The 22,925-nt window shown below is 34.9% G+C and carries 24 protein-coding genes; 1 reads left to right on the plus strand and 23 read right to left on the minus strand.

Annotated features, from left to right (window positions below; genetic code table 11):
- Window positions 1–42 precede the first annotated feature (42 nt).
- The 7 genes from licT to F7O84_RS07865 all read right to left on the minus strand — a co-directional run bounded on the left by licT (window position 43) and on the right by F7O84_RS07865 (window position 7,431).
- Window positions 43–882, minus strand: a complete 840-nt coding sequence (gene licT, locus F7O84_RS07835; protein ID WP_151143936.1) for a BglG family transcription antiterminator LicT — start codon at window positions 880–882, stop codon at window positions 43–45.
- Window positions 883–1,089: 207 nt separating this feature from the next.
- Window positions 1,090–2,085, minus strand: a complete 996-nt coding sequence (locus F7O84_RS07840) for an SPL family radical SAM protein (protein ID WP_151143939.1) — start codon at window positions 2,083–2,085, stop codon at window positions 1,090–1,092.
- An 89-nt stretch (window positions 2,086–2,174) separates the two neighbouring features.
- Entirely contained in the window at window positions 2,175–2,906 is a 732-nt protein-coding gene (locus F7O84_RS07845) for a glycerophosphodiester phosphodiesterase (protein ID WP_151143941.1), read from the minus strand.
- Window positions 2,907–2,965: 59 nt separating this feature from the next.
- Complete coding sequence (locus tag F7O84_RS07850; protein ID WP_151143943.1) at window positions 2,966–4,393, minus strand: ABC transporter substrate-binding protein; 1,428 nt, start codon at window positions 4,391–4,393, stop codon at window positions 2,966–2,968.
- A gap of 113 nt (window positions 4,394–4,506) precedes the next feature.
- A complete protein-coding gene (locus F7O84_RS07855) occupies window positions 4,507–5,346 on the minus strand; it encodes a carbohydrate ABC transporter permease (protein ID WP_420886644.1) in 840 nt (279 codons plus the stop codon).
- Between the two features lie 68 nt (window positions 5,347–5,414).
- On the minus strand, window positions 5,415–6,278 hold the full coding sequence (locus tag F7O84_RS07860; RefSeq protein ID WP_151143948.1) for a carbohydrate ABC transporter permease: 864 nt from the start codon (window positions 6,276–6,278) through the stop codon (window positions 5,415–5,417).
- A gap of 16 nt (window positions 6,279–6,294) precedes the next feature.
- On the minus strand, window positions 6,295–7,431 hold the full coding sequence (locus F7O84_RS07865) for an ABC transporter ATP-binding protein (RefSeq protein ID WP_151143950.1): 1,137 nt from the start codon (window positions 7,429–7,431) through the stop codon (window positions 6,295–6,297).
- A 248-nt stretch (window positions 7,432–7,679) separates the two neighbouring features.
- Here F7O84_RS07865 and F7O84_RS07870 point away from each other — a divergent pair, with 248 nt between their 5' ends.
- Complete coding sequence (locus tag F7O84_RS07870) at window positions 7,680–8,156, plus strand: pyridoxamine 5'-phosphate oxidase family protein (RefSeq protein ID WP_151143952.1); 477 nt, start codon at window positions 7,680–7,682, stop codon at window positions 8,154–8,156.
- Between the two features lie 149 nt (window positions 8,157–8,305).
- On the opposite strand, the gene F7O84_RS07875 is transcribed toward F7O84_RS07870, so the two are convergent.
- From F7O84_RS07875 to F7O84_RS07950, 16 genes are all read right to left on the minus strand, one after another.
- Entirely contained in the window at window positions 8,306–8,854 is a 549-nt protein-coding gene (locus F7O84_RS07875) for a metallophosphoesterase (RefSeq protein WP_151143954.1), read from the minus strand.
- 146 nt (window positions 8,855–9,000) lie between these two features.
- Window positions 9,001–10,875 carry a DUF4914 family protein gene (locus tag F7O84_RS07880; RefSeq protein WP_151143956.1) on the minus strand — a complete coding sequence of 625 codons (1,875 nt, stop codon included), beginning with the start codon at window positions 10,873–10,875 and terminating at the stop codon, window positions 9,001–9,003.
- Window positions 10,876–11,209: 334 nt separating this feature from the next.
- Window positions 11,210–12,634: a rhamnulokinase gene (locus tag F7O84_RS07885; protein ID WP_151143958.1), complete on the minus strand. Its 1,425-nt coding sequence runs from the start codon at window positions 12,632–12,634 to the stop codon at window positions 11,210–11,212.
- A 31-nt stretch (window positions 12,635–12,665) separates the two neighbouring features.
- Window positions 12,666–13,430, minus strand: coding sequence for a DeoR/GlpR family DNA-binding transcription regulator (locus F7O84_RS07890; RefSeq protein WP_151143960.1), 765 nt, complete (start codon window positions 13,428–13,430; stop codon window positions 12,666–12,668).
- A 230-nt stretch (window positions 13,431–13,660) separates the two neighbouring features.
- Window positions 13,661–14,557, minus strand: coding sequence for an alpha/beta hydrolase (locus F7O84_RS07895; RefSeq protein WP_151143961.1), 897 nt, complete (start codon window positions 14,555–14,557; stop codon window positions 13,661–13,663).
- 105 nt (window positions 14,558–14,662) lie between these two features.
- Window positions 14,663–15,211 carry a BMC domain-containing protein gene (locus tag F7O84_RS07900; RefSeq protein ID WP_151143963.1) on the minus strand — a complete coding sequence of 183 codons (549 nt, stop codon included), beginning with the start codon at window positions 15,209–15,211 and terminating at the stop codon, window positions 14,663–14,665.
- Between the two features lies 1 nt (window position 15,212).
- A complete protein-coding gene (locus F7O84_RS07905) occupies window positions 15,213–16,547 on the minus strand; it encodes a 4Fe-4S dicluster domain-containing protein (protein ID WP_151143965.1) in 1,335 nt (444 codons plus the stop codon).
- Between the two features lie 43 nt (window positions 16,548–16,590).
- Complete coding sequence (locus F7O84_RS07910) at window positions 16,591–16,866, minus strand: EutN/CcmL family microcompartment protein (RefSeq protein WP_151143967.1); 276 nt, start codon at window positions 16,864–16,866, stop codon at window positions 16,591–16,593.
- A gap of 73 nt (window positions 16,867–16,939) precedes the next feature.
- The gene (locus tag F7O84_RS07915) at window positions 16,940–17,581 is read right to left on the minus strand and encodes a phosphate propanoyltransferase (protein ID WP_151143969.1); all 642 of its coding nucleotides are present in this window, start codon (window positions 17,579–17,581) and stop codon (window positions 16,940–16,942) included.
- Between the two features lie 97 nt (window positions 17,582–17,678).
- On the minus strand, window positions 17,679–17,957 hold the full coding sequence (locus F7O84_RS07920; protein ID WP_151146587.1) for a BMC domain-containing protein: 279 nt from the start codon (window positions 17,955–17,957) through the stop codon (window positions 17,679–17,681).
- 234 nt (window positions 17,958–18,191) lie between these two features.
- Window positions 18,192–18,488 carry a BMC domain-containing protein gene (locus tag F7O84_RS07925; RefSeq protein WP_151143971.1) on the minus strand — a complete coding sequence of 99 codons (297 nt, stop codon included), beginning with the start codon at window positions 18,486–18,488 and terminating at the stop codon, window positions 18,192–18,194.
- 9 nt (window positions 18,489–18,497) lie between these two features.
- A complete protein-coding gene (gene eutM / locus F7O84_RS07930; RefSeq protein WP_151143974.1) occupies window positions 18,498–18,776 on the minus strand; it encodes an ethanolamine utilization microcompartment protein EutM in 279 nt (92 codons plus the stop codon).
- 77 nt (window positions 18,777–18,853) lie between these two features.
- On the minus strand, window positions 18,854–19,159 hold the full coding sequence (locus tag F7O84_RS07935) for a BMC domain-containing protein (RefSeq protein ID WP_151143976.1): 306 nt from the start codon (window positions 19,157–19,159) through the stop codon (window positions 18,854–18,856).
- 11 nt (window positions 19,160–19,170) lie between these two features.
- Window positions 19,171–20,361 carry a zinc-dependent alcohol dehydrogenase gene (locus tag F7O84_RS07940; RefSeq protein WP_330578789.1) on the minus strand — a complete coding sequence of 397 codons (1,191 nt, stop codon included), beginning with the start codon at window positions 20,359–20,361 and terminating at the stop codon, window positions 19,171–19,173.
- Between the two features lie 20 nt (window positions 20,362–20,381).
- Window positions 20,382–21,806 carry an aldehyde dehydrogenase family protein gene (locus F7O84_RS07945; RefSeq protein WP_151143980.1) on the minus strand — a complete coding sequence of 475 codons (1,425 nt, stop codon included), beginning with the start codon at window positions 21,804–21,806 and terminating at the stop codon, window positions 20,382–20,384.
- Window positions 21,807–21,850: 44 nt separating this feature from the next.
- Complete coding sequence (locus tag F7O84_RS07950; RefSeq protein WP_151143982.1) at window positions 21,851–22,654, minus strand: class II aldolase/adducin family protein; 804 nt, start codon at window positions 22,652–22,654, stop codon at window positions 21,851–21,853.
- Between the last annotated feature and the right edge of the window lie 271 nt (window positions 22,655–22,925).

Raw genomic sequence — 22,925 nt, forward strand, 5'->3', positions numbered from 1 at the left:
GTCACAATCCTGTTAATATTTTTTATTTTATCCAATTATTTTTTATTTATCAACAGTACTAACTCTTCTTAAATGAATGGTTAAAAACATCATCTCTTCTTCGGTAATTCTTTTATGAAATGTATCTTCTACGTATTTTCCTATCAAAGTAGCACACTGATAATCATTGGGATATCTGCTTTTAACGATATCTTGAAACGTTGCATCATCATCCTTTGAAACTTTATTTGCGAAAAGTCTTTGACCAAAAAACTTTAGATGCGTAATAAATCTCTCATAATGTAGAGTGCTTTCATCTAGCTCTAAGTTGTAATATTTACTTACTATACTAAGAATGGCTTTGATTAATTCTGTGATTTGTACGGTATTGCTCATATTGGTATCTAATTGCGCATTAACAATATGTAATGCGATAAACCCAGCCTCATCTTCTGTTAAGCGTACCTTCAACCTCTCTTCAATCAGATCCAAAGCCTCAAGACCTAGCCCGTATTCCACAGGATAGAATTTCTTAATTTCCCACAATAATGCATTATGATATTCAAGATTCTTTTCCTTTCGTTCAAGGGCAAAGCTGATATGATCCGTTAAAGTAATATAGATATTATCACTTAGCTTCTTATTTAATCGTTGCTTGGTAAGTTCAATGATATCTGTTGATGTCTGAATCTGGTTAAGTGGAATATTTTCCAATAAACGAACAAGCTTATTGGAGACTTTTGCATCTTCCATTTTATATATTTTTTCAATTTTATCACTTGCTACTTCATCCCCTGCTTTTTTACCAAATCCAAGGCCAAGCCCTCGGATTATAACTTCGTTTTCATCTTTATCAATTGAGCAGACAATATTATTATTAATTACTTTCGTAATTAGATACATACCCCATAGTCCTTTCTCATGTAATCTAAAAATGTATCATCATATTAGATTCCTTTGTGTACTTCATTCATTTAATTAAAAAAAGACCCTCCTAAGGATAAACTCTCTCATCCTTAAGTTGGTCTTGCCTGCTTTACCAGTCACAATCCTTCTAAAACAGATTTAGTTTATCAAAGATTTTCTTAACTGTCAACTGGATTTTTTTGTTTAACTAAAATATAAAATTTTGCCTTCGCCAAATCTTTTCTCAATCTCTGCTTTTAAAAACACTTCTCCAACTTGTCGAAATTCTGGTCTATAGCAGTATTTTCCTATTCCTCTTCCTACCATAGCTTCTTGGTTATAAAGGTCAATTGCTTCTGGAAAAGCTTCTGTGTTTATTTTTCGATGCACAAAACTATAAGTCATAAAAATAATCTCAATAAACATCTGTTTTTTCATTTTTATAGACAGTGTATCGTTTAGAATATCCAATAACCTTGTATATTGTTCCTTCCAATTCTCTAACAAGATTACAGGGGCAATTAAAATACCAACTTTATAACCTGCCTCTACCATTTTATTTATCGCTTCCACTCTATTGGTCAAAGATGCAGTCCCAATCTCAATATTAGTAATGATTTCGCTTGGATTTACCGACATTCGAAAAATGATTCTTTGTTGATGATTGAGTGGTAGTAAATCATCCACCATACTAAACTTTGTTGGAAATGTTAAATTGCCCTTACCTTCTCTAATAAATTGTTCGATGACAAAGGGTAAATTGTTTGTAATTGTATTTTCAAGTATTAAGTCACTGTTGCTGCCTATTTCAAAGGTTAACTCTTTTTCACTTTTTCTTGAGAAGCGCACCAATTTATCAAGCATTTCTTCACGATTTGCAAAAATTCTTAAATAGGAGCACTTGTTGTAGTTACAAACCAGATAGCAATACAGACACATAGCGCTACACCCCGAAGAAGTAAATGGGACAAGGTAATCAGAGACTTTATGATTTTCTGAATACTTGTGGGTTTTTCGAATTCCTAGAATTAATAAACGTTTCAGCGCTTCAAATTCACTGTTTTCTTTTGTTCTAAGCTCTTCAATATTATTGTGACTTGTGATTGGCGTCCATTCCAGTTCCTCATATTTTTTATAAAGTTGTTTTCCTAAATCATAATTTAACACTTCTGGTTCATAATAAATTTTACTCGGCTTCATTTTTCACTATTCTTTGTAATAGCAAGACAAAGTATCCTTTCTTTTCATATAACAATAGTGTTTGCAAAGTAATCTAAAATATTCTTTCTTTATGAAACCGCATTTATAATACGAATTGCCTGATCTGGATAGTTGGTTATTATTGCCTCTACTTTTTGTTCTACCAAATACTTCATATATTCCTTTTCATCTGCATACCAAACATGAAGTGCAATCCCAAGTTGTCTGCACTCTTTTACAAATTCCTGATCAATTGCTCTCCAAACTGGAGGATGAAGAGCCCTTACCCCAAGTCCAATGGTATATTCTGGTATACCAATGAAGCCATCTGCAAAAAGCAATCCAACGTTAGCGCTACTATCTATTTCTTTTATCTTTAATATACTAGGATGATAAAAGGAAGAGTAAATAACCCTATCTTCCATCTTCATGCGTTTCACTGTTTCTAATGCTTTCTTTTCAATACCTGGATACTGAAAAATACCAGTCTTTAATTCTACATTCACAGTCAAACCAGAGGGTTCTAGTAATTCTAACACTTCCTCTAAGGTAGGTATTTTAATGCTTTGACTCTCGTTAAATACATCCTTACAAGAAAAAGCTTTCAATTCATCATACGTATAATCTTTTACAAAACCTGTTCCATTGGTTACTCTATCAATTTTTTCGTCATGAATCACGACTAACTTTCCATCCTTTGTCAATTGAATGTCCAATTCTACTCCATTCGCATTTTGTTTGATTGCTAACTCAAACGCATTCATTGTATTTTCTGGAGCATATCCGCTTGCTCCCCTATGAGCCCACACTTGTGTTTTCATACTAACGCCTCCTTATTAAAATAGAGCAAGGTATCTTGCTCCATTTCACTATACACCTTTTACTCGTAATTTAAAAGGTTATATTCTTCAATTGCTCGATTAATATCTGTTGCCATTTTAGCTACTGCCTCTTCCTCGTTATGCAGGCCATTTATCATATTTTCAATTTCAGTTTCAACGATTTGTCTTGCCTCTGGAAAAACACTTAAAAGGGCTCCTGCGCAAGAAGGTGAAGAATCATGTAATTGATCAATTGCAGTCATAAATTGAGGGTATTTTTCAATATTATCTTTAAAAACTTGTTCTTCTTGAGCCTTTGTTGTAATCGGGAAATACCCTGTTTGCGCATTCCAATATGCCTGTGATTGAGGAGAAACTAAGAATTTTATAAACTCCCAAGTAGCCATCTTTTTGGCATCATCTTGATTATTAAGAGCCCATAAAGAACCACCGCCTATGGATACACCGCCTTTATCCGTATCCTTTATCTTAGGAAAATATGCTGTCCCCACTTCAAAGGCTCCATCTACGTCTGTTAAAATCTGCTTTAAGGATGCCGTAGAACCAAGAGTCATAGCTGCCTTTCCTGCACTAAATTCTGTAATGGCATTATCTCCACCCCGCCCTACATTAGGGGCATAACCTTTCTCTGCTAAAGCTTTCCACGCTTTTACTATATTTAGCGCACCTCCATTGAAATCAAATTCTACAGAAGTTGCTGCATCGCTTCTACCGTTATCATTGTTTACATAATTTAATTGCTGTTTGCAAATAAACTGTTCAAAAAACCAACCATATATGCCAAGAGCAATCGCCTCAGAAGCACCACCTTCCTTCATTAGTTGACTTGAAATTGACTCTATTTCAGAAAAGCTCGTTGGAATACTTGTGATTCCTGCCTTATCAAATATTGCCTTGTTGTAATATAGAATTGGTGTGGAGGAATTAAATGGCATAGAGTACAGCTTATTATCAATGGTATAATACGCTGCGATATTTGGTTCAATCTGCGTTATGTCATAGCTATCTGCATCAATTAATTCTTGCATTGGTACTACCCACCCGGAATCAATCATAAAACGTGTTCCTATATCGTAGATTTGTACCAGATCTGCTCCCATATTTCCTATCTGAGCACTTTTTAGTTTGTTAATTGCATCATCATAGCTTCCTTGATATTCAGCCAAAACGGTAATACCATTTGTATTCTCCTCATTGAATTTATCTACTAGAAACTGTATTGCCTCACCATTGACGCCCCCCATAGAATGCCAAAAAGTAATGGTTGCCTCTTTTGTACCTGCGGATGTAGATTGTGATTGATTACTCTCTAGCGTTTTCTCAGCTTCTAAGTTTGTTGAAGTTGTTGCGACTGACTCCTTTACATCCGCTTCTGTCGTTTTGGTGCCTGCTTCACTACTACATCCTGCTAATACTCCTAATAGCATCGTAGTACTTAATAACAATGATCCAATTCTTTTTTTCATCTTATCTCCTCTTTCTTTCCTTATTCATAACAAGTAAAACATCATGCTGTTTCATCTTGTTTGTATGAAAACGGAGTTTACTCCGTTGATACAACAAAAATACATTTTTCTTTCTATCCTTTTACTGCTCCTGAAAACATCCCCCGAACTAGTTGCTTTTGCCCTACTATAAAGATAGTTATGGAAGGTAAGATAATCATAACAACGCCTGCAATCATCATAGTTATGGATTGAGAATCCACGCTATCTAACATACTAATACCAATTTGCACCGTTCGCATCTGATTATTTCCCGTGACCAGTAACGGCCACATGTACATGTTCCATGCATTGATAAAGGTATACACTGCCATTGCTCCAATGGCTGATTTCGTAAGTGGTAAAAGTATTCTTACGATAAACCTGATGTTGCTACAACCATCCAACTTAGCTGCTTCATACAAGGACATGGGAAAGGTCATGTAAAACTGTCGAAATAAAAAGATGCCCATTGCTGAAGTCAAATATGGAATGATTAATACTTTATAAGAATTGAGCCATCCAAAACTACTTACGGTTAAATAATTTGAAATTATGGTTGCTTCACCTGGAACCATCATGGTAGCCATAACCAACATAAAAATCACCTTTTTCCCTTTAAACTCTTGAAAAGAAAAGGTAAAGGCTGCAAATGAACAAGAAATCATTTGTCCAAAAGTAATGCTTAATGCAACCAGAAAGGAATTTAATACAAATCTAGCCAACGGTATTTTTGTAAGTGCCTGTTTGAAATTTTCCAATGTAGGATTCTTCGCAATTAAATTAAACTCAGTAGAGAAAACTTCACCAGAAGGCATGATGGCAAGGCTCATGGCATAAAAGAGTGGAAATAATATAATGAGTGCTACCGTTACATTTAAAAATAATAAACTTATTTGTTTGATTGTTTTTCTCCTCTTTGCTCTTTGATTCATATCAATACGAAGCTTATCGAGTTGTTCTATGGTAATCTTATTTGGTGACAGTCTTTGTATTTCTTCCATCAATAACTCACCCCTCTTTTTTCCAGACGAAACATCAATAATGTAAGCGTCATAATAATAATAAATAATAAAACCGATTGTGCCGCCGCACTTCCGAAGCGAAAATTAAAAAAGGCATCACGATAAATAGAATACACAATTAAATTAGTAGACTCCCCTGGTCCTCCTTGTGTTAATATCTTAACCTGCCCAAACGATTGAAAGGCTTGTATAATATTTACAACCAAGGTATAAAACAAAATGGGACTTAATCCAGGAAGCGTTAATCTCCTAAACTTTTGCCATTCATTTGCTCCATCAACAGAAGCTCGTTCATAAATCGTTTCATCTATATTACTAAGTCCTGCTGAAAAATAAAGAAAATTAATACCGCTGTTTAACCATGCAGTTAATAAAGCGACACATATCAAGGCATACTTTGGATCATTAATCCAATTAACATTAAGCCGTAATAGCTTATTCATGATTCCCACCGAAGGGTTCAGCATTATCTTAAATACAATTGCAGCGGAACTTGAAGCGATTGCCATAGGAAGTGCATAGGCTGTACTAAAGAAGCGAATTCCTGGTAAGCTTTTATTGCAAAGCATGGCAGCCAATAAACCGATTAACATACTTACACAAACTGAAATCAAAACAAATATAATCGTTACCACAATGCTGTTGTAAAAGGACTTTGATTGGAATAGCTCCATATAATTTCCAAGGCCTACAAAGAGTTTCGCCTGTCCCATCTTATTTGTTTTATACAAGCTCAAATAAATGGTTTTAAAAAAAGGAAAAAATAAAAAAATTCCAAATATTAATAGCGATGGTACTAGATAGGTATAAGGTGCAAAAAACTTTACAATTCTATTTTTCATCATGAATCCCCTTTATTCATTTACTACTTCTTGTATTCTTATTCTCATATAAAATATTTTCTTGTGTATTGGCATCAAATAAATGGAGCTTTTCTTGATTGAATCTTATTTGCATTGCTTCATTTAGTATAATTTCATCCTCTGTGTCAACACAAACAAGATAGTTTTTCTCACCAATATCAAAATATACATTTGCTTGTGCTCCAAGAATTTCTCTTCTATTTGGATAAATAGTAAACGTATCAGCATGTTTATACTCTTTATCTGCAATAATCTCTATATCATTTGGTCGGATACCAATGATTACCTTTTCATTGACATAACCTTTTGCATAAAGAGTGTGATTTAGTATGTCATTTAATTTTATTTTCTTATAGTTAAATTCAAGATAAAGTCTTCTATTTTTTGTCGTTACCTCTGCTTCAATAAAGTTCATAGTTGGTGTCCCAATGAAACCTGCTACAAACAAGTTACGAGGATTCTCATAAAGTATTTTGGGACTTGCAATTTGCTGTATCATACCATCCTTCATGACAACTATTTTGGTTCCTAGTGTCATTGCTTCTGTCTGATCGTGCGTTACATATATAATAGTAGTGCTTAATTCTTTATGTAATTTAGCAAGTTCTACTCTCATTTGCCCTCTAAGCTTTGCATCGAGATTTGATAACGGTTCATCCATTAAAAATATGTTTGGCTGCCTTATTATCGCACTTCCTATTGCAACTCTTTGTTTTTGTCCGCCAGATAATGCGTTTGGCTTTCTCCATAGAAGGTCTTCAATTTGTAATAAGCTTGCAGTTTCTCTTACTTTCTTATGGATCTCTTTTTTGGGTACATTTCTTATCTGAAGTGAAAAGGCCAAATTATCATATACTGTCATGTAAGGATAGAGTGCATAGTTTTGAAATACCATAGCTAAATTACGATCTTTACTTTCAATAAAGTTAATCAACTTCCCATCCATCCAAAGCTCACCTTGCGATATTTCTTCCAAGCCTGCAATCATTCTCAAAGTAGTTGACTTACCACAACCAGATGGACCTACAAATATTACAAATTCTTTATCCTTTATTTCGAGATTAAAATCTCTAACTGCAGATATTTCATTGTCATAAATCTTGCTTACATTTTTTAGTAGTAACTTTGACATCTCATTCTCCTAATTCCTTTCCTATATTTACTAAATTTATTCTATCTTAATTAGGAATTTCTATCTATCATAGGAGCGTTAATTGTTCGTTAATAACTTGTTAAGCCGATACTTTTCCTATTTGAATAATCAGTTGACAAATGTATTTCTTTTCTTTAATATGTAGGGTACAGTTTTTTTAAGTTATTTTTGAAAAATATTGTCTGTTATTGTACTGCAGGTAGAGAAAACTTTTAAGGAGGAGCAAGATGTTTCGTACGATGAGAAGATTTAAGCAAGCTGTTTCAGAGGAAGAATGTAAGAAGATATTGACAGAAGAAAAAAGAGGAACCTTTTCTGTTATTGGAGATGATGGATATCCATATTCACTCCCGATTAATTTTTATTACGATGAAAAAGAGAACCGCATTTACTTTCACGGCGCTAAGCAAGGCCATAAGGTCGATGCTATAAATAATTGTGATAAGGTTTGCTTCACCATATGGAATACAGGTTTTAAGAAAGAAGGCTGCTGGGAGTGGAATGTTACCAGTGTCATAGTTTTTGGAAGAGCAAGTCTTATTGAAGACAGAAAAATTACAGAGGACAAATCACGTAAACTGGCGCTAAAATATTACCCAACCAAGGAAGAGGTCGAAAAAGAAATAGCTCTTGCTATTGATAGAGTACAGCTTTTTGCCATTGATATTGAACATATGACTGGTAAATTGGTTAATGAAAAATAAGAGTAATTTAACTAATGTATAGCTAATATGATTTATTGCAAAAATTGAGCCTGCTCATTTTAATACGTGTATATTTTCAGTATAAAAAGGAACCATCAAATGGTTCCTTTACACTGTTCTATTCTTACTTTGACTTCTAAATATTTATTCTAAAAATCAGCTCCTGAAATATTTCGGTTTCTATTATGAAATTCTTTTATGCTATCCCATACTTCTTCAATTGATACTGGTCTTCCATCATGGGCATCCACCCCAACTTCATATCGGCGTATCGGCTCAAATGTCGCCTTCTTTCGATGTAGGTGTCCATGCAAATGGATTCTATCATTGCGATAACCTTCCCACACCTCGATTGGAAAATGAAATAATATAAATTTAGTTTCCTTTATTCTTAATATATAATAAGGTTGACACCATGCATATAGACTTTTATCAAATTCTGAATCCTCAAGGTATTTATCGTGGTTTCCAATTATTAAATATTTCGTACCATTTAAGCGTTTTAATATTTCGTTTGTTTCACTTGCGTTACCGTCAGAGATATCACCCAACAAATATACCTCATCCTCTGGTGTAACGACTTCGTTCCATTGTTTTATTAAGAACTCATTTTTTTCTTGTATGGAATCAAATATGCGATTGCCGACCATGGGAACTTGTTTATTATAGAAATGCAAATCAGATGTAAAATAAATCATATCATACCCTCCATTTAAAAGTTCTTTACAATATAAAATAGACAAAGTACACTTTACTAGTATTACTTTGTCTATTTATAGTTAGAGTTCATGCTTTGATAACGTTCAAGAAACTCGTTTGAATCTCTTTGAAACGTTAAGTAACATTAATATCTCATTGGTATTAAATCAACGTAATCTTGAACTGATGCATTATTATTAAACAATTCAATAATTTGTCTTCCAAGTGGATTAAGTTCTGGCGTATTGTATTTATCCAATTCCTTTTTAAAGAAATCTGATAAAATCTTAGCACCTGCATCATAACCTTCAATTCCAATTTCTTGTTGTCTTTCAGGTTGCAAAAATGCTTTACCAATGTGCTGTCCATCAATCTTAAGTGAATCTAAGCCATAACCTAATAAAGAGCATCTAGATTCTATTAAATGTTCCTGTCTAAACTTAGCACTTCCTCGACGGGCAATGTATTCTCTGGCAATCCATTGTGGAACAAATCCCACTTCATATACACCTACATGCTGATTTGGGATAAGTACGTATCTTGTATTAGGCGAATTAACGATTTGCTCTAATAAAAGGTTTGCTTGTGTAACCATTTTTCCTGTTGCAAATGGCCAGTAGGAACCAACACCTTCACTCTTCATCTCTGAAGAATCTATAATACTTGGATTATTAAATCCGCGTGGTGCTACCAATCTCCATAACCATGCAAGTGCTGGTGGAAGAATATGAACCAAACCTAGAATACCGTAAGATGGATGTTCTTTGGTACACGCTGGTGTACGAACTCCAAAACTTCTGATATCTACTTCTACAGAGTCTGATATTACATTATCCATAAGGCGTCTTGGCAATATAACTCTAGGATTAGGGCATGGCTTACCAGTTGAGTCCATGGTATGTTCCCAAACAAGACATGTAGAGTTTGGTGTCGCTTGCAAATTCAAAAAGATTAGTGGCTCTTCTGGTTGAGTAAATATTTTTTCTAATTGAGGTGCACTACCATATTTCGTAATATTATCTACTCTTAAAAACCAGCCTGCTTCTGCATCTCTTACTACTAATTTTTTACTTTCATTTTGCATTGCAGTATGACACAATGCCATGTCATCTGTCACTGGTAAAAGATCACAAGAATCAGTAAATTCAAGATAATGTTTTTCACCTGTTACAGAGTTTAGACCAAGAACAACTCTTCCATCCATTTCTCGATGCATGTGTTCGATCATTTCACTCTTTCCACCACCTGAAGCACCTTCATGCATAATTACGATTTCATTGTCATAAGGAGTGATTACTTTAACCGTAGAAGCATGCGCTGTTACCCAGCCTTCTTGTTCTCCTATGTCTAATAGCACCGCATAGATACCCTTTTTCGCACTTGGACCTGGATATAAATTATAAGAATATACTTCATGCATCTCAACACGGTTATGTACAACAACCTGTTTTCCTTCAAAATGAGTGTGTCTAAATGGAGGCGCTAAAAAAACAACCGCTTTTGCATCAAATTCCCAATCAATTTCATCAATATTTAAAAAGTCCTGTAAATCTGCAAGACCTGCTGCAAAAAATCCAGCGTTAATCGGAGCAATTACAATTGAATCATAACCATATTCCAAGCCTCCAGATTTAAATGGAAAGAAAATTAATTCTTGCTCTTTTAACCAGGTAAATGTGTCTTGTCGTAATTCCTCAAAGTCTTTTCCATATATATCAGAATACTTTGGCTTATCGGTTGGCTTTTGATCAGCAATTACCATCGAATTTGGATCACGTCTTCTCATGTAATCCTCGTAATAATTTACTACTACGCCGTTCTTACATTTCACTACAGTAGCTTCTTTTACATTTCCTATTCCTGGCACATCATAACAAACATCAAAAGTAGTATTATTGCCATTTCCCATAGCTAATTCAATTAATTCTTCTCTGGTTCTTGGTACAGTTACTCCCTTGGAATTATTCAAGATATCAAGAATATAATTAGGAAGGTTTAATTTTTCAGTTACTGTTCTCATCTTTACCTCACAATCATTTTTGATTAAATGAATGAAACTTGCTTATTCATTTAACATACTTTGCTTCATTACCAACTTTATTTATCAGTTCCATACATATTAATATTTACTTGACTTATTGCTTACGCATACCATTTATTTTAACTGATTTTATTCCAATTGTCAACCCAAATTCTTTCACAGAAAGACAAATTTCTTTCTACCGAAGACACATTGTTATTTATTTAATTATTTTCCTTCCTTTTACATAATTAAATTGTTTCAAGATTTTCATTATGTAAAAGACATGAAATGCTTGAAACACTTCATGTCCTCTAATTTTTTACTCATTCTATTAACTTGGCATATGAACCTTTTGCTCAAAAGATGCCTTAATTATCTTACGTCCTTCTTCGAGCGAAGAAATGGCTCCAACTGCTTTCAACTGCATCACAACATTGCCAAGAACAGAGCCTTCAATTGGACCTGCTACTACTTTCTTTCCTGTAGCATTCGCTGTTAATTCACATAACAACTGGTCTTGAATACCTCCTCCAACCATATTAATACAAGGAATTGACTTTCCTGTTATTACTTCGAGGTTTTTAACTGTAGTCTTATATTCATTGGTAAGTCCATTATAAATGGCCATAGCAATTTCTCCAAGGCCTTCTGGCTTTCCTTGTCCATTTTCTTCACAATAAGCTATTACTTCATTCATCATATTATAAGGAGCTGTAAATCTTTGATCATTTGGATCAATGATAAAATCTTTTCTCTTTGCTTCTCTAGAAGCTTTGATAATATCAGGAAATGATACTTCTGCTTCAAATTCACACCAATTTCTTCTAAGATTTTGCATAATCCAAAGGCCATTAATATTCTTTAATAAGCGAATCTTACCTTCTACGCCACCTTCATTGGTGTAGTTATACTGATAGGATTCCTCTGTTAAAACAGGTTCGTCTATTTCCATTCCAAGCAATGACCATGTTCCACAGCTTAAAAAGGCTGCATTTTCTTCTTCAAATGGGGTTCCAGCAACAGCAGATGCAGTGTCGTGGCTTCCAACAGCTATTACTTTTACACCAGTAAGTCCTGTTTCTTTTACTACTTCATCTATCAACTCGCCAACTATGCTACCAGGTTTTATCATTTCACAGAATAAATCTGTTCTAAGCCCTAACTTCTTAATTAAATCAAGATCCCAGAATCTTTCTTTGGCATCTAGTAGTTGGCCAGTACTTGCATTTGTATATTCGTTATACATCTTACCAGTCAAAAAGTAATTAAATAAGTCAGGCATCATTAAAAATTTATCCGCTTTTTCATAAATATCAGGACGCATCTTTTTATCTGCATAAAACTGAAAAATAGTATTAAAGTTCATAAATTGAATTCCAGTAGAAGCATATACTTCCTTTAAAGGAACAATTTTATCAACTTCTTCAATTACACCAATGGTTCGATCATCTCGATAATTAACAGGATTACCAATCAAATTACCATCTTTATCAATTAAGCCATAGTCAACTCCCCATGTATCGATTGCAAGGCTAGTAATCGGAATCTTTTTGGAGGCAGCTTTTTTTAAACCTGTCTTTAATTCATGGTATAGACGAAATGTATCCCAATAAAAGTTTTTACCGATTCTTACTGGATCATTTGTAAATCTATGTATCTCCTCCAGTTCAATCTTACTTCCATCATACTTACTTAGAATAAGTCTTCCACTTGATGCTCCAAAATCAAAAGCTAAATTGTAAATTGGTGTATTCATATATCTTCTCCTTTATATAAATAATTAAATATTAATTCTCTGTAATGATTTGAATGCTTCTATCTTCAAAATACTGGCTCCATTTATCTGGTAATACTTTATCTGTAACCAAAATATCGTTTTTCTTTAAATCAGGAACCTTAATAAATGAAACATTATCGAACTTACTGTTATCAATAGCAAGAATTGTAGTTTTTGCGCAATTTCTCATGACATTTTTAATTTCTGCTTCATTTTCATTTGATTCTGTAATACCCTTTTCTAAATCTACACCCTTGCATGAAATAATCGCTTTATCAACATTAAAATTCATTAAAGTTCGTTCTGCTGTTTTTCCTACCAGTGAAAGAGAAGCATCACGAAGCATTCCGCCAGTTGAAATCACATTAATTCCCTTATTCCCTGAAAGTTCTATCAAAACTTCTACAGAATTCGTGATTACGGTAAGCTTTTTCATTTGTTTTAAATTCTTTGCAGCCATAAGGGATGTAGAAGAAGAATCTAGCATTATCGTTTCTCCTTCTTCTACTAATTCTGCTACAAGTTTAGCGATAATTTGTTTTTCTTTTTTATTGGTTTTTTCTCTGATTCTAAGCGGAAGGTCTACATTTGTATTATTGTTCAAAACGGCTCCACCATACGTTTTTTTAACAAATCCTTCTTTTTCTAATTTCTCTAAATCTCTACGAATTGTTTCTTCTGTAACATTATATTTTTGACTTAACTCTGCTACCAATACCCTCTGCTCTTTTTGTAAAGTGGCTAATATTTCATTTTTTCTTTCTATCGCGAGCATATTTACACCTCCTGTTCTTTATACTAATGCCTACACATTGTTACGCACGTTGTACTTTCATAATCATCTTATATTGCGATGATTCATTTTTACACTTTTTAGTATTATACCATAATATGTTTGTTTTTTGTAGTATTTTTGTATATTTTTTCTCAAAAACAATACAAAACAACACTATAGTTATTTTAAACAAAATACAAGGAGAAGAATATTTTTTTAACAATAACTATCTATAGTGTTACGTATTTTTTTAACCAGTTTACTGCTAAATCAAACCAAACTTCACACTCTCTATCAATTTGTTCTTTTTTATTTGCAGTAACTTCATTGGCTAATGACAAGCCATGCTCTCCATCTTGAAATACATGCAACTCATAAGGAACATTATGTTTTGCCAATTCTAATGCAAATTTCAACGAATTTTCTGCATACACCAAATTATCCTTAGCCGTATGCCATAAAAAGGTGGGTGGGGTATGTTGTGATACCCAATAAATCGGACTATACTCTTTTACTATATCTTGGCTTAAGTCACTTTTTCCTGTTAAAGCTTTGTTTGCAATTTTCATAAATTCAAGATTTGCTTTTGCTTTTTCATCTAAATCTTCTCGCTCAGCCTTTTTAAGCATTACATTATAATCTAATAAGGCATACCCTAATATCAGCGCATTTGGTTTGATTTGGTCACTTTCTGCCTGATTAGAAAGAGCATTTAGTAAACTTTGATCTTGCCAATGTACTCCCAAGCTGGCCGCCAAATGTGCTCCCGCAGAAAAACCACATACCACTACCTTTTGGGAATCAATCATCCAAAGATCTGACTTTCTTCTTAAATAGCGAATGGTATGTGCCAGCTCCTTTAGCGCTTGTTTTCCCACTCCTACTTTATTTCCCTCCATATCACCAGTCGTATATCGCAGTACAACTGCATGATATCCTAGTGACAAGAACTTTAGAGCAATCGGCTCTGCTTCTCGATCCGATGTGAATAAATAGCCTCCCCCTGGTGCTATTACTACAACTGGTCTTTTTCTTCCTGAAAGCAATTCTTTTGAATCCTCCAGTAAATAAGCCGTAAAGTATGCTCCTGATTCATTTTCCTCTACATAACGTTTCTTAATAATCAAATCAGCCAACTCCCTTCTATTAAGCTTTTGGTTTTTCTATTAAAAAAGGCGATAGAGAAAAATCTTTATCGCTTTTAAAAGTATAACATATTATTCATTTGTTCGCTACATCAATGTTTTTACAAATTCTTTTGAAGGATTTGGTACGATTGCATAATCTAATATCATCCCTTCTTCCTTAATCAAAGCAACAGATGAATTTACTGCCTCTGTTACTGCTGCTACACTGCCTGTAAGAAGTACATAAGATTTGCCACACATTCCTCTACATACACGTATTTCAAAAATATCCACTTGTGCGGTCTTTGCAGCATGGTCTGCCGCAACAATCGCAGAAGCACCTGTAAATGTTTCTATGACTCCAAGCGCTGAAACATGCTCAATTTCCGAAGTACAAGAAAGTGCTTTAAAAATTGAATCATGGGGATTTCCAAGTACGAACTTATCAATCAGACTTTCTGGATAAGCCTTCTCCACAGCATCTACGGATACTCTAATTGCACTTAAATCTCCGCCAAACAATATGATAAATTTACCTGGACAAACTGTCTGAGCTTGAATCAATTCTACATCTGCTGTTTTTACAAGCATATCTGCTGCTTTTATACCAGTAGAAACTGTTTTATATTCTACCATTCCAATTGCCTTGTTCATCTTATTCATCTCCTGAAACTATTATTATAAAGTTATCGTTTACTGTCGTAATTGTTCCAGATATACTTGCATGTAGGCATACACCTAATGCCCCATCCTCTGGCATACCAATTATCTGGCCTTTTAAAACCTTATCTTGGACTTTCACACATGCTTTACATGGTGCACCTAAGCTTTGACGCAATAATAGCTTCACTTCTTTCATACCTGTTTCGCATGTTACTAATGGTGCTGCTACATCGAACTTTGCTAAACCTAGTCTATTAATTAGTCTATGTTCAGGAACCTTACGTTCCTCTCGAAGTCTATTAACTGGCCCATTAGGTTTTTGCATAGGTTTTACACCTTTTGCTCTAAGTCCATTTTTATATTCATCTAATAGTCTTCTTGGTGATAAACCTTGATGACAAGAATACATTTCACAAAGTCCACATGATACGCAATAGAATGTATTCATAAATGGTTCTACGTTATATGTAATTCCATTCGCAATTGCTCTCATAAATTCATGCGGTTTTATTGATGCTCCAAGAAGGTTTCTTGGACAAAGACTCGTACACATAGAACATTGAGAACAAGCCGACATAGCTGCCTTTAAGTTACTTTTTGTGGTACTTTGTCTTTTGGTTACTGGTGGACATGAAGTTGGCAATACCAAAATGGCTTTTGTCGTTTTTGTTACAACATCAAACACAGAGCAAATTTTACCCGTCATAGGACCTCCCATGATTACAATAAAATCCTCTTCCAAAAAGCCTCCTGCCATATCAATTAGTTTTTTCACTGTGATTCCAATTGGAACCAAAGCTGTAATTGGATTCTTGACAAGACCAGCTACTGTTACGAACTTTGTCGTAACATTTTCATCTTTTGTAACTTTTTTATATACATTAAGAACAGTCTCGACGTTTACAACCACACAACCTACTGTAATTGGTATCTTACCCTGTTCTACAATTTTTTTCGTAGTCTCATATATTAAAACAACCTCATCACCTGCCGGGTAGATATCTGGCAAAATATGAAGTCTTAGCTTTTTATAGTTTTCAATACTACTCTTTACTGCTTCAATCGAAGAAAGATAGGATTTTTTTATCGCTATAATTCCTTCGTTTGCTCCCATTGTATCTACAAGCATTTGCATGCCAGAAAGTATCTCATCTACATAATCTGTCATGAGCTGTCTATCAACTTTGATTAATGGCTCACATTCAGCGCAATTTAAAATAATAGTCTCTGCCTGATCAGAAAGTTTGGCATAAGTTGGAAATCCAGCACCGCCTGCTCCAACAACACCACCCTCAAATAACGCTTTTTTTAATTCTAACATTTCCATCTGTTTCACCTAAACCTTGTTCGATTATTCATCCATTCTAATCTTAGTCTATGAGAACTATTTTTTGCGGATCATCAACAATACCTACAATACACGCATCTACAGGCGCATTCATATCATCACAGCCAACTCTTGCTGCACTACCTGTTGCTACCAATACAATATCATTAATACCAGCTCCAACATTATCTACAGCTACAATTCTTCCTGCATTTAAGCCCATTTTTTCCATAGGATCAACAATTAAGAACTTACTACCTACTAAATTATTATTTTTTCTGGTACAAATAACTGTACCTACTACTTTACCTATAATCATAAATGCCTCCCAATAATCAGGAGTCCAAATAACTTTCCTGATAATGAATGAAAGTGACGTAAACGCCACTTTATTACTTAATTAAGATTCCCATTTCTTTTCCAACACCAAGGCCGTTTGCCTCATCTGTGTCAATGTGCATCTCTAATGTAAATGTTTGATCAACTCGAATTTTAACACCTTCGAAAATGCCACCTCTTCCATTGTCAATCTTCACTTTTACAATCTGACCATCCACTACACCAAAGTTATTTGCATCTTCTGGTGACATATGAATGTGTCTCATTGCTATAATACATCCTTCTTCTAGATAAATTGCACCCATAGGTCCAACGATTGCAATTGGGGCAGAGCCTTTCACGTTTCCCGATTCTCTAATTGGAGCTTTGATCCCTAAACGGATTGCATCAGTTTTTGACACTTCTACCTGTGAAGCTTTTCTTTCTGGTCCTAATATTCTAACATTTTCTATTGCTCTAAGCTTTGTACCAACCAAAGTAACACATTCTTGTGCTGCATATTGGCCGCCCATTAGCTCTTTTTTCTTATTTAACTGATATCCTTTACCAAACAAGATATCTATGTGTTCTCTTGTTAAATGTACATGACGCGCAGAAATTCCAATTGGAATTAATTGTTTTGTATCTTCTATCTCGCTTTTACCAAGGGAAGCTATCACAAGCTTCGTTATTTCTTGTACTAATTGTTCTTGCATCCTAAACCTCCATACGGTTCTTATATAGTTTCTGATTGTGCTTGGCATTTCATGCAAAGCACAATCAGAATAATCTTTGACCTACGTCCAAGATACTCTATTTTGCCTGTGGAAGAATTTTTTCTACATCAGCATGTGGTCTTGGAATTACATGAACTGCTATCACTTCTCCTAATTTAGCTGCTGTAGCTGAACCTGCTTCTACTGCTGCTTTTACAGCTCCAACATCTCCGCGAACCATAACGCTTACTAGTCCTGAACCAATTTTTTCAGTTCCTACTAATACAACATTAGCTGCTTTTAGCATAGCATCTGCGGCTTCAATTGATGCTACCAAACCTCTGGTTTCTACCATTCCTAATGCTTGAAGTTCCATTCTTTTTTCCTCCTTAACAACGACTGTTTGTTCTGCTGGCTGTGTTTTTACAGCACTTTTCGTGGTAAGTGAAGCAGGTTGCTGCTTCGCTTTATTAACCGTACTTGGCTTCTTTTTGGATGCCTTTATCTCTTTTGTAAGGTCATTATTTAGCTCTTTTTCTTCGGCCATCGTTTATTACCTCTTTTTGAATAAACTTTGTTAACTGTAACATCTAAACTTTTATGTTTACTGTTAATCTTCAAAGATATGCTTGTATTTTTTCGCACTGATTGCAACAAGTTTCATCGTCTCTTCATGCGGATTCGCAATGACTGCTGATGCTACTATGTTTCCAACTGCACTACGCTTTGCGCTTTCTATTGCTTCGGTCACAGCAGAAACTTCGCCTTGTACGATAATAGTAACTAACCTACCGCCTAATTTCTTTTCCCAAGTAAGAAATTTAACATCCGCCGTTTTTAACATAACATCCAATGCTTCAATTGCATCCGTGCAATTAGGTAATTCAATTAACCCTAATGATTTCATATGCGATTCCTATTTGATTACAGGTAAGATTTTTTCTACGTCTGTATGAGGTCTTGGGATAACGTGAACTGCTACTAATTCTCCAAGTCTTCCTGCAGCCTGTGCACCAACTTCCGTTGCTGCTTTTACAGCACCAACGTCTCCACGAACCATAACCGTTACAAGACCTGAACCAATTTTTTCGGTTCCTACTAATTGTACGTCTGCTGCTTTTACCATTGCATCTGATGCCTCTATTGCTGCTACTAATCCTCTAGTTTCTACCATTCCTAATGCTTCCTGTGTCATAATTCAAATCCTCCTTAAGATTCTTTCCTTCTAATTGTTATTATTCTAACATGTTTTTTGATAATTCGCACTTATTTTTATAAAGCACTTATTTTCAACATTTTTTCTGTGTTTTCATCTGGTGCTGCTATAATATGCTTTGTTACTACGCCTGTAAGATTATTTGCTGCTCTTGCTGCTGCTTCCATTGCTGCTTCCACATCTGAAATACTTCCTCTAATCTTTACACACATAACCAACGGTACTGGCAACGCATCCGCATTCGCTGGCTTATTCTTATCCAATGCTTCGATTGTTACATTGCCTGCTTTACATGCTGCATCTGCTGCTACAAAAGCGGCTACACAACCAAATACTTCTAATAAACCTACTGCTTGTTTCATAGCTCATTCTCCTATTCATTAATGATTGCTATCTTTAAGCCTTCCATCTTTAAGTTAGTAATATGAGCTTCATTAATTTGACTCAATGGGAACTTATGTGTAATCAACTTATGAATTGGAAGTCCAATTGCTTTCGCACCTTTTAAGAAGTCAAAGGTAGTTGCATAATCTCTTAATGTATATACCCATGAACCAACCGTTGTAATTTCTTTGGAACAAATATCAAAATGAGGATTAATGGTTGCATCTCCACCATTGATAAAGAATCCTAATTCACATAGCCCTCCACCATTTCTGATGAATTTATAAATATTAGCATGTGCAATTGGAGATCCTGTACATTGGAATGCAAAGTCTGCTAAATATCCTCCAAACGCTGCCTTTACGCCATCTGTTAACGCTTCAATTCCTTGGAAGTCTTTAAAGTTAACCGTTGCAGAAGCGCCTAATTCTTTTGCAAAATCAAGTCTCTTTTGTTCTCCATCTATTGCTACAATGTTTTGAACTCCCATTGTCTTAAGTATTGCAATACAAATAAGTCCAATTGGTCCACAGCCTTGCACGGCTACTCTGCTGTTAAATCTTAAAATTCCAGTTGATTTTGCTCTTTCTACTGCATGGATTAACACTGCACTAGGCTCAATCAATATTCTAGATTCTAAATCCAAATCGCTTACGTTAAATACAGTTGATCCTCCTCTGATTACTAAGTAATCAGCGAACCATCCATTTAAATGAATGTCATCGTCTGGAAGTAAACCATATACATCCGCACCACCTACGTTTTGTTTGTTTAAGTCAAACATCGTGATGTCTGGATTATCTTTAAAAATCATACAGGTAACTACTTTATCACCAATTGTTAAAGGTTTTCCTGCGCTGTCTTTTTTTACATTCTTACCCATCTTAACGATTTCTCCGGTACCTTCATGTCCAAGTACCAATGGAATCAAGCCAAATGGATCTCTTTTGAATTCGTGAGCATCTGTACCACATACTCCACAGCCTTCTACTTTAACTAAGATATCGTCATCTCCAAGTTCTGGAATTGGAAACTCTTTGATTTCATAATTTTCAAGTGCTGTAAGCATCGCTGCTTTAGAAGTTTTTGGAATTACTCCTGCTTGTTTTGGAGCTACTGTTGCTCCTGGTGTTCCTTGCATTTCAGCAAGTACTTGCTTTACAATTGCTTCTATATTCATTTCCACTTATGCCACTCTCCTTATCTAATGCTTAATGCATCACACATAACGCATCTTCTGCTCTTTGTAAAGTTCTTAGCTGATGTTAACCCTTCACCTGTACGGCTTGCAATGGTGAAAGTAGCATAGCCTTCTCCGCCAAATCCAAGTGCAGAATAGGAAGGACCATTCTTAACAAAAATAGCGGTATCAATTGCTTTTCCAAATTTTGTTAAGTTATTTACATTCGTGGAATGCATATGTGCAGAATGTCTGTTACCTTGTTCTAATTCTACTGCAACTTCGATTCCTTCATCTACGTCTTTTACTTCTACAATTCCAAGAATTGGCATCATCAATTCTTCTTCAATCAATGGATGTTTTTTATCTCCTTTGAAGATAATACAACGAATCTCATCTCCAACCGTTACTCCAATTTTATTTAAAAGAACTTTTGCACTTCGACCAACACATTCTCTATTTAAAATCTTTTTACCATTTTTCTCAACTAAAACTGTAGAAACTAATTTTGCTACTTCTTCGTCATTTGCTCTATAGCAACCTGCCTCTTCCATATAGTACATCAATTCATCTGTAATGGAACTTACTGCTATGACTTCTTTTTCTGCTATACATGGAAGGTTGTTATCAAATGTTGCACCATTTACAATGTCTTCGGCAGCTTTTGGGATATTTGCTGTTTCATCAACCAATACTGGTGGATTTCCTGCTCCTGCCCCCATTGCTCTCTTTCCTGAGGAAAGTACCGTTGTTACAACACCTGGCCCACCAGTTGCAACCAATAACGAAATATCCTTGTGACCAAAAATAGTCTTACTCACATCCATAGTCGGATTCTCAACCGCTACTGCAAGATTTTCTGGTCCTCCAACTTCAACACTTGCTCTGTTTACCATATCGATTGCAAGATTTGATACATTCTTTGCGGATGGATGTGGTGCAAATACGACAGAATTTCCTGCTGCTAACATTCCAATTGAATTGCAGATGACTGTCTCTGTTGGATTGGTTGATGGACACACTGCTCCAATCACACCAAATGGTCCTTGTTCAATCAAGGTCAAACCTCTGTCCCCTGACCAAGCAATGGTAGAAAGATCTTCAGTTCCTGGCGTCTTTTCCGCAACTAATTGATGTTTTAAAATTTTATGTCCTACATTACCCATACCTGTTTCTTCTACACCAAGTTCTGCAAACATCTTTGCATTCTCTAGTGTTTTCTTACGGATATTAGCAATGATTTTTTCTCTAAATTCTAGTGGCATAGGCTGTATTTCTTTTTGCGCCGCCTTTGCCGCCGCTATTGCATCCTCTATGTTTTCAAATATTCCCATCAATTTTTTTGACTGTACTGCTGTTGTTTTGATGGTTGGTTCTTCTGATTTACCCATATTTTGCAAAACATTTCGAACAATATTTTGAATTTCTTGTTCGCTGATAGACAATTTACGCACCTCCTAGCGATTTACTAATATTCCTTGTCCATTTCTTATTTCATTTGAGCTAAAATCTTCTTTGTAACTTCTGCAACGATTTTTTCAACATCTGTTGATGCAGCTTCGGTTGAAGTAGTACTATCGCATGAATGGCATCCGCCTCCACATTGTCCGCCCAAGTTCTGGCAAAGATCTGCTGGGTGTTTACCTGGTAAGCCCATTTGTCTTCTAATTTCATATAATTTTTGAATGGTTTCTTTATCAAATTCTTTTGGCCCGCCAAGTTGTCTTGCTTTGTATAATAATTCAGCATAGAATTCTACTGATTCCATTTTATGATAAGCAGCTAATAGATCTGTGCTCCAAGTTAACGCTCCGTGGCTTTCTAATAAAACTGCATCATAATAAGGTAGGTATTTTTCTAATCTATCTGGAATTTCATTGGTGGAAGGTGTACCGTACTCAGCAATTGGAACACATCCTAATGCGATTACCGCTTCTGGCATAATTGGTTGTGTTAGAGGAATTCCTGCAATTGCAAATGCTGTAGCAAATGTTGGATGTGCATGTACTACAGATCCTACATCTGGTCTTAATTTGTAAACTCTCATATGCATTTTGATTTCAGAAGATGGTCTAAAATTACCATTTGCCTGAAGACAGTTACCTTCTGCATCTACTTTACAGATATACTCAGGAGTCATAAATCCTTTTGATACACCAGTTGGTGTGCAAAGAAATTCATTGTCGTTTAATTTAACAGAAATGTTACCGTCATTTGCAGCAACCATGTTTCTATTGTAAATTCTTTTTCCAATCTCACAAATTTGTTTTTTGATTTCATATTCATTAGCCATTTTAAAAAATTCCTCCTTAAATATGTGTGTTTATGTTGTTTTATTTTGACTTTATTTAATTTTATCACTATTTCATCTAAAAATCAACATATTTTATAACTTTTTTTGTTTCCGATATAAGACTTGTTGTTGCTTTGTTTTTGGCACTTTCTCTGATGTTTTAGTAGTTGGCATTATCTAATGAAAGGCGATGATATTACTCTTTGTGTTTAATAAATTAAAAACAACATAAAACAAACTTAATAATAAGGTTCGCATTTGCATGAACTAT

Source organism: Candidatus Galacturonatibacter soehngenii, from assembly GCF_008830185.1.
GTDB lineage: Bacteria > Bacillota > Clostridia > Lachnospirales > Lachnospiraceae > Lachnotalea > Lachnotalea soehngenii.

Bases quoted from the DNA above. Each gene is read 5' to 3' on its own strand.
- F7O84_RS07940 (WP_330578789.1), bottom strand. From the start codon at position 20,361: ATGAATATAGAAGCAATTGTAAAGCAAGTACTTGCTGAAATGCAAGGA.
- F7O84_RS07885 (WP_151143958.1), bottom strand. From the start codon at position 12,634: ATGAATACACCAATTTACAATTTAGCTTTTGATTTTGGAGCATCAAGT.
- F7O84_RS07855 (WP_420886644.1), bottom strand. From the start codon at position 5,346: ATGAATCAAAGAGCAAAGAGGAGAAAAACAATCAAACAAATAAGTTTA.
- F7O84_RS07950 (WP_151143982.1), bottom strand. From the start codon at position 22,654: ATGGCTAATGAATATGAAATCAAAAAACAAATTTGTGAGATTGGAAAA.
- F7O84_RS07845 (WP_151143941.1), bottom strand. From the start codon at position 2,906: ATGAAAACACAAGTGTGGGCTCATAGGGGAGCAAGCGGATATGCTCCA.
- F7O84_RS07925 (WP_151143971.1), bottom strand. From the start codon at position 18,488: ATGAAATCATTAGGGTTAATTGAATTACCTAATTGCACGGATGCAATT.
- F7O84_RS07915 (WP_151143969.1), bottom strand. From the start codon at position 17,581: ATGCAAGAACAATTAGTACAAGAAATAACGAAGCTTGTGATAGCTTCC.
- F7O84_RS07905 (WP_151143965.1), bottom strand. From the start codon at position 16,547: ATGGAAATGTTAGAATTAAAAAAAGCGTTATTTGAGGGTGGTGTTGTT.
- F7O84_RS07910 (WP_151143967.1), bottom strand. From the start codon at position 16,866: ATGATTATAGGTAAAGTAGTAGGTACAGTTATTTGTACCAGAAAAAAT.
- F7O84_RS07865 (WP_151143950.1), bottom strand. From the start codon at position 7,431: ATGTCAAAGTTACTACTAAAAAATGTAAGCAAGATTTATGACAATGAA.
- licT (WP_151143936.1), bottom strand. From the start codon at position 882: ATGTATCTAATTACGAAAGTAATTAATAATAATATTGTCTGCTCAATT.
- F7O84_RS07880 (WP_151143956.1), bottom strand. From the start codon at position 10,875: ATGAGAACAGTAACTGAAAAATTAAACCTTCCTAATTATATTCTTGAT.
- F7O84_RS07920 (WP_151146587.1), bottom strand. From the start codon at position 17,957: ATGGAACTTCAAGCATTAGGAATGGTAGAAACCAGAGGTTTGGTAGCA.
- eutM (WP_151143974.1), bottom strand. From the start codon at position 18,776: ATGACACAGGAAGCATTAGGAATGGTAGAAACTAGAGGATTAGTAGCA.
- F7O84_RS07890 (WP_151143960.1), bottom strand. From the start codon at position 13,430: ATGCTCGCGATAGAAAGAAAAAATGAAATATTAGCCACTTTACAAAAA.
- F7O84_RS07875 (WP_151143954.1), bottom strand. From the start codon at position 8,854: ATGATTTATTTTACATCTGATTTGCATTTCTATAATAAACAAGTTCCC.
- F7O84_RS07850 (WP_151143943.1), bottom strand. From the start codon at position 4,393: ATGAAAAAAAGAATTGGATCATTGTTATTAAGTACTACGATGCTATTA.
- F7O84_RS07860 (WP_151143948.1), bottom strand. From the start codon at position 6,278: ATGAAAAATAGAATTGTAAAGTTTTTTGCACCTTATACCTATCTAGTA.
- F7O84_RS07870 (WP_151143952.1), top strand. From the start codon at position 7,680: ATGTTTCGTACGATGAGAAGATTTAAGCAAGCTGTTTCAGAGGAAGAA.
- F7O84_RS07900 (WP_151143963.1), bottom strand. From the start codon at position 15,211: ATGAACAAGGCAATTGGAATGGTAGAATATAAAACAGTTTCTACTGGT.
- F7O84_RS07935 (WP_151143976.1), bottom strand. From the start codon at position 19,159: ATGAAACAAGCAGTAGGTTTATTAGAAGTATTTGGTTGTGTAGCCGCT.
- F7O84_RS07840 (WP_151143939.1), bottom strand. From the start codon at position 2,085: ATGAAGCCGAGTAAAATTTATTATGAACCAGAAGTGTTAAATTATGAT.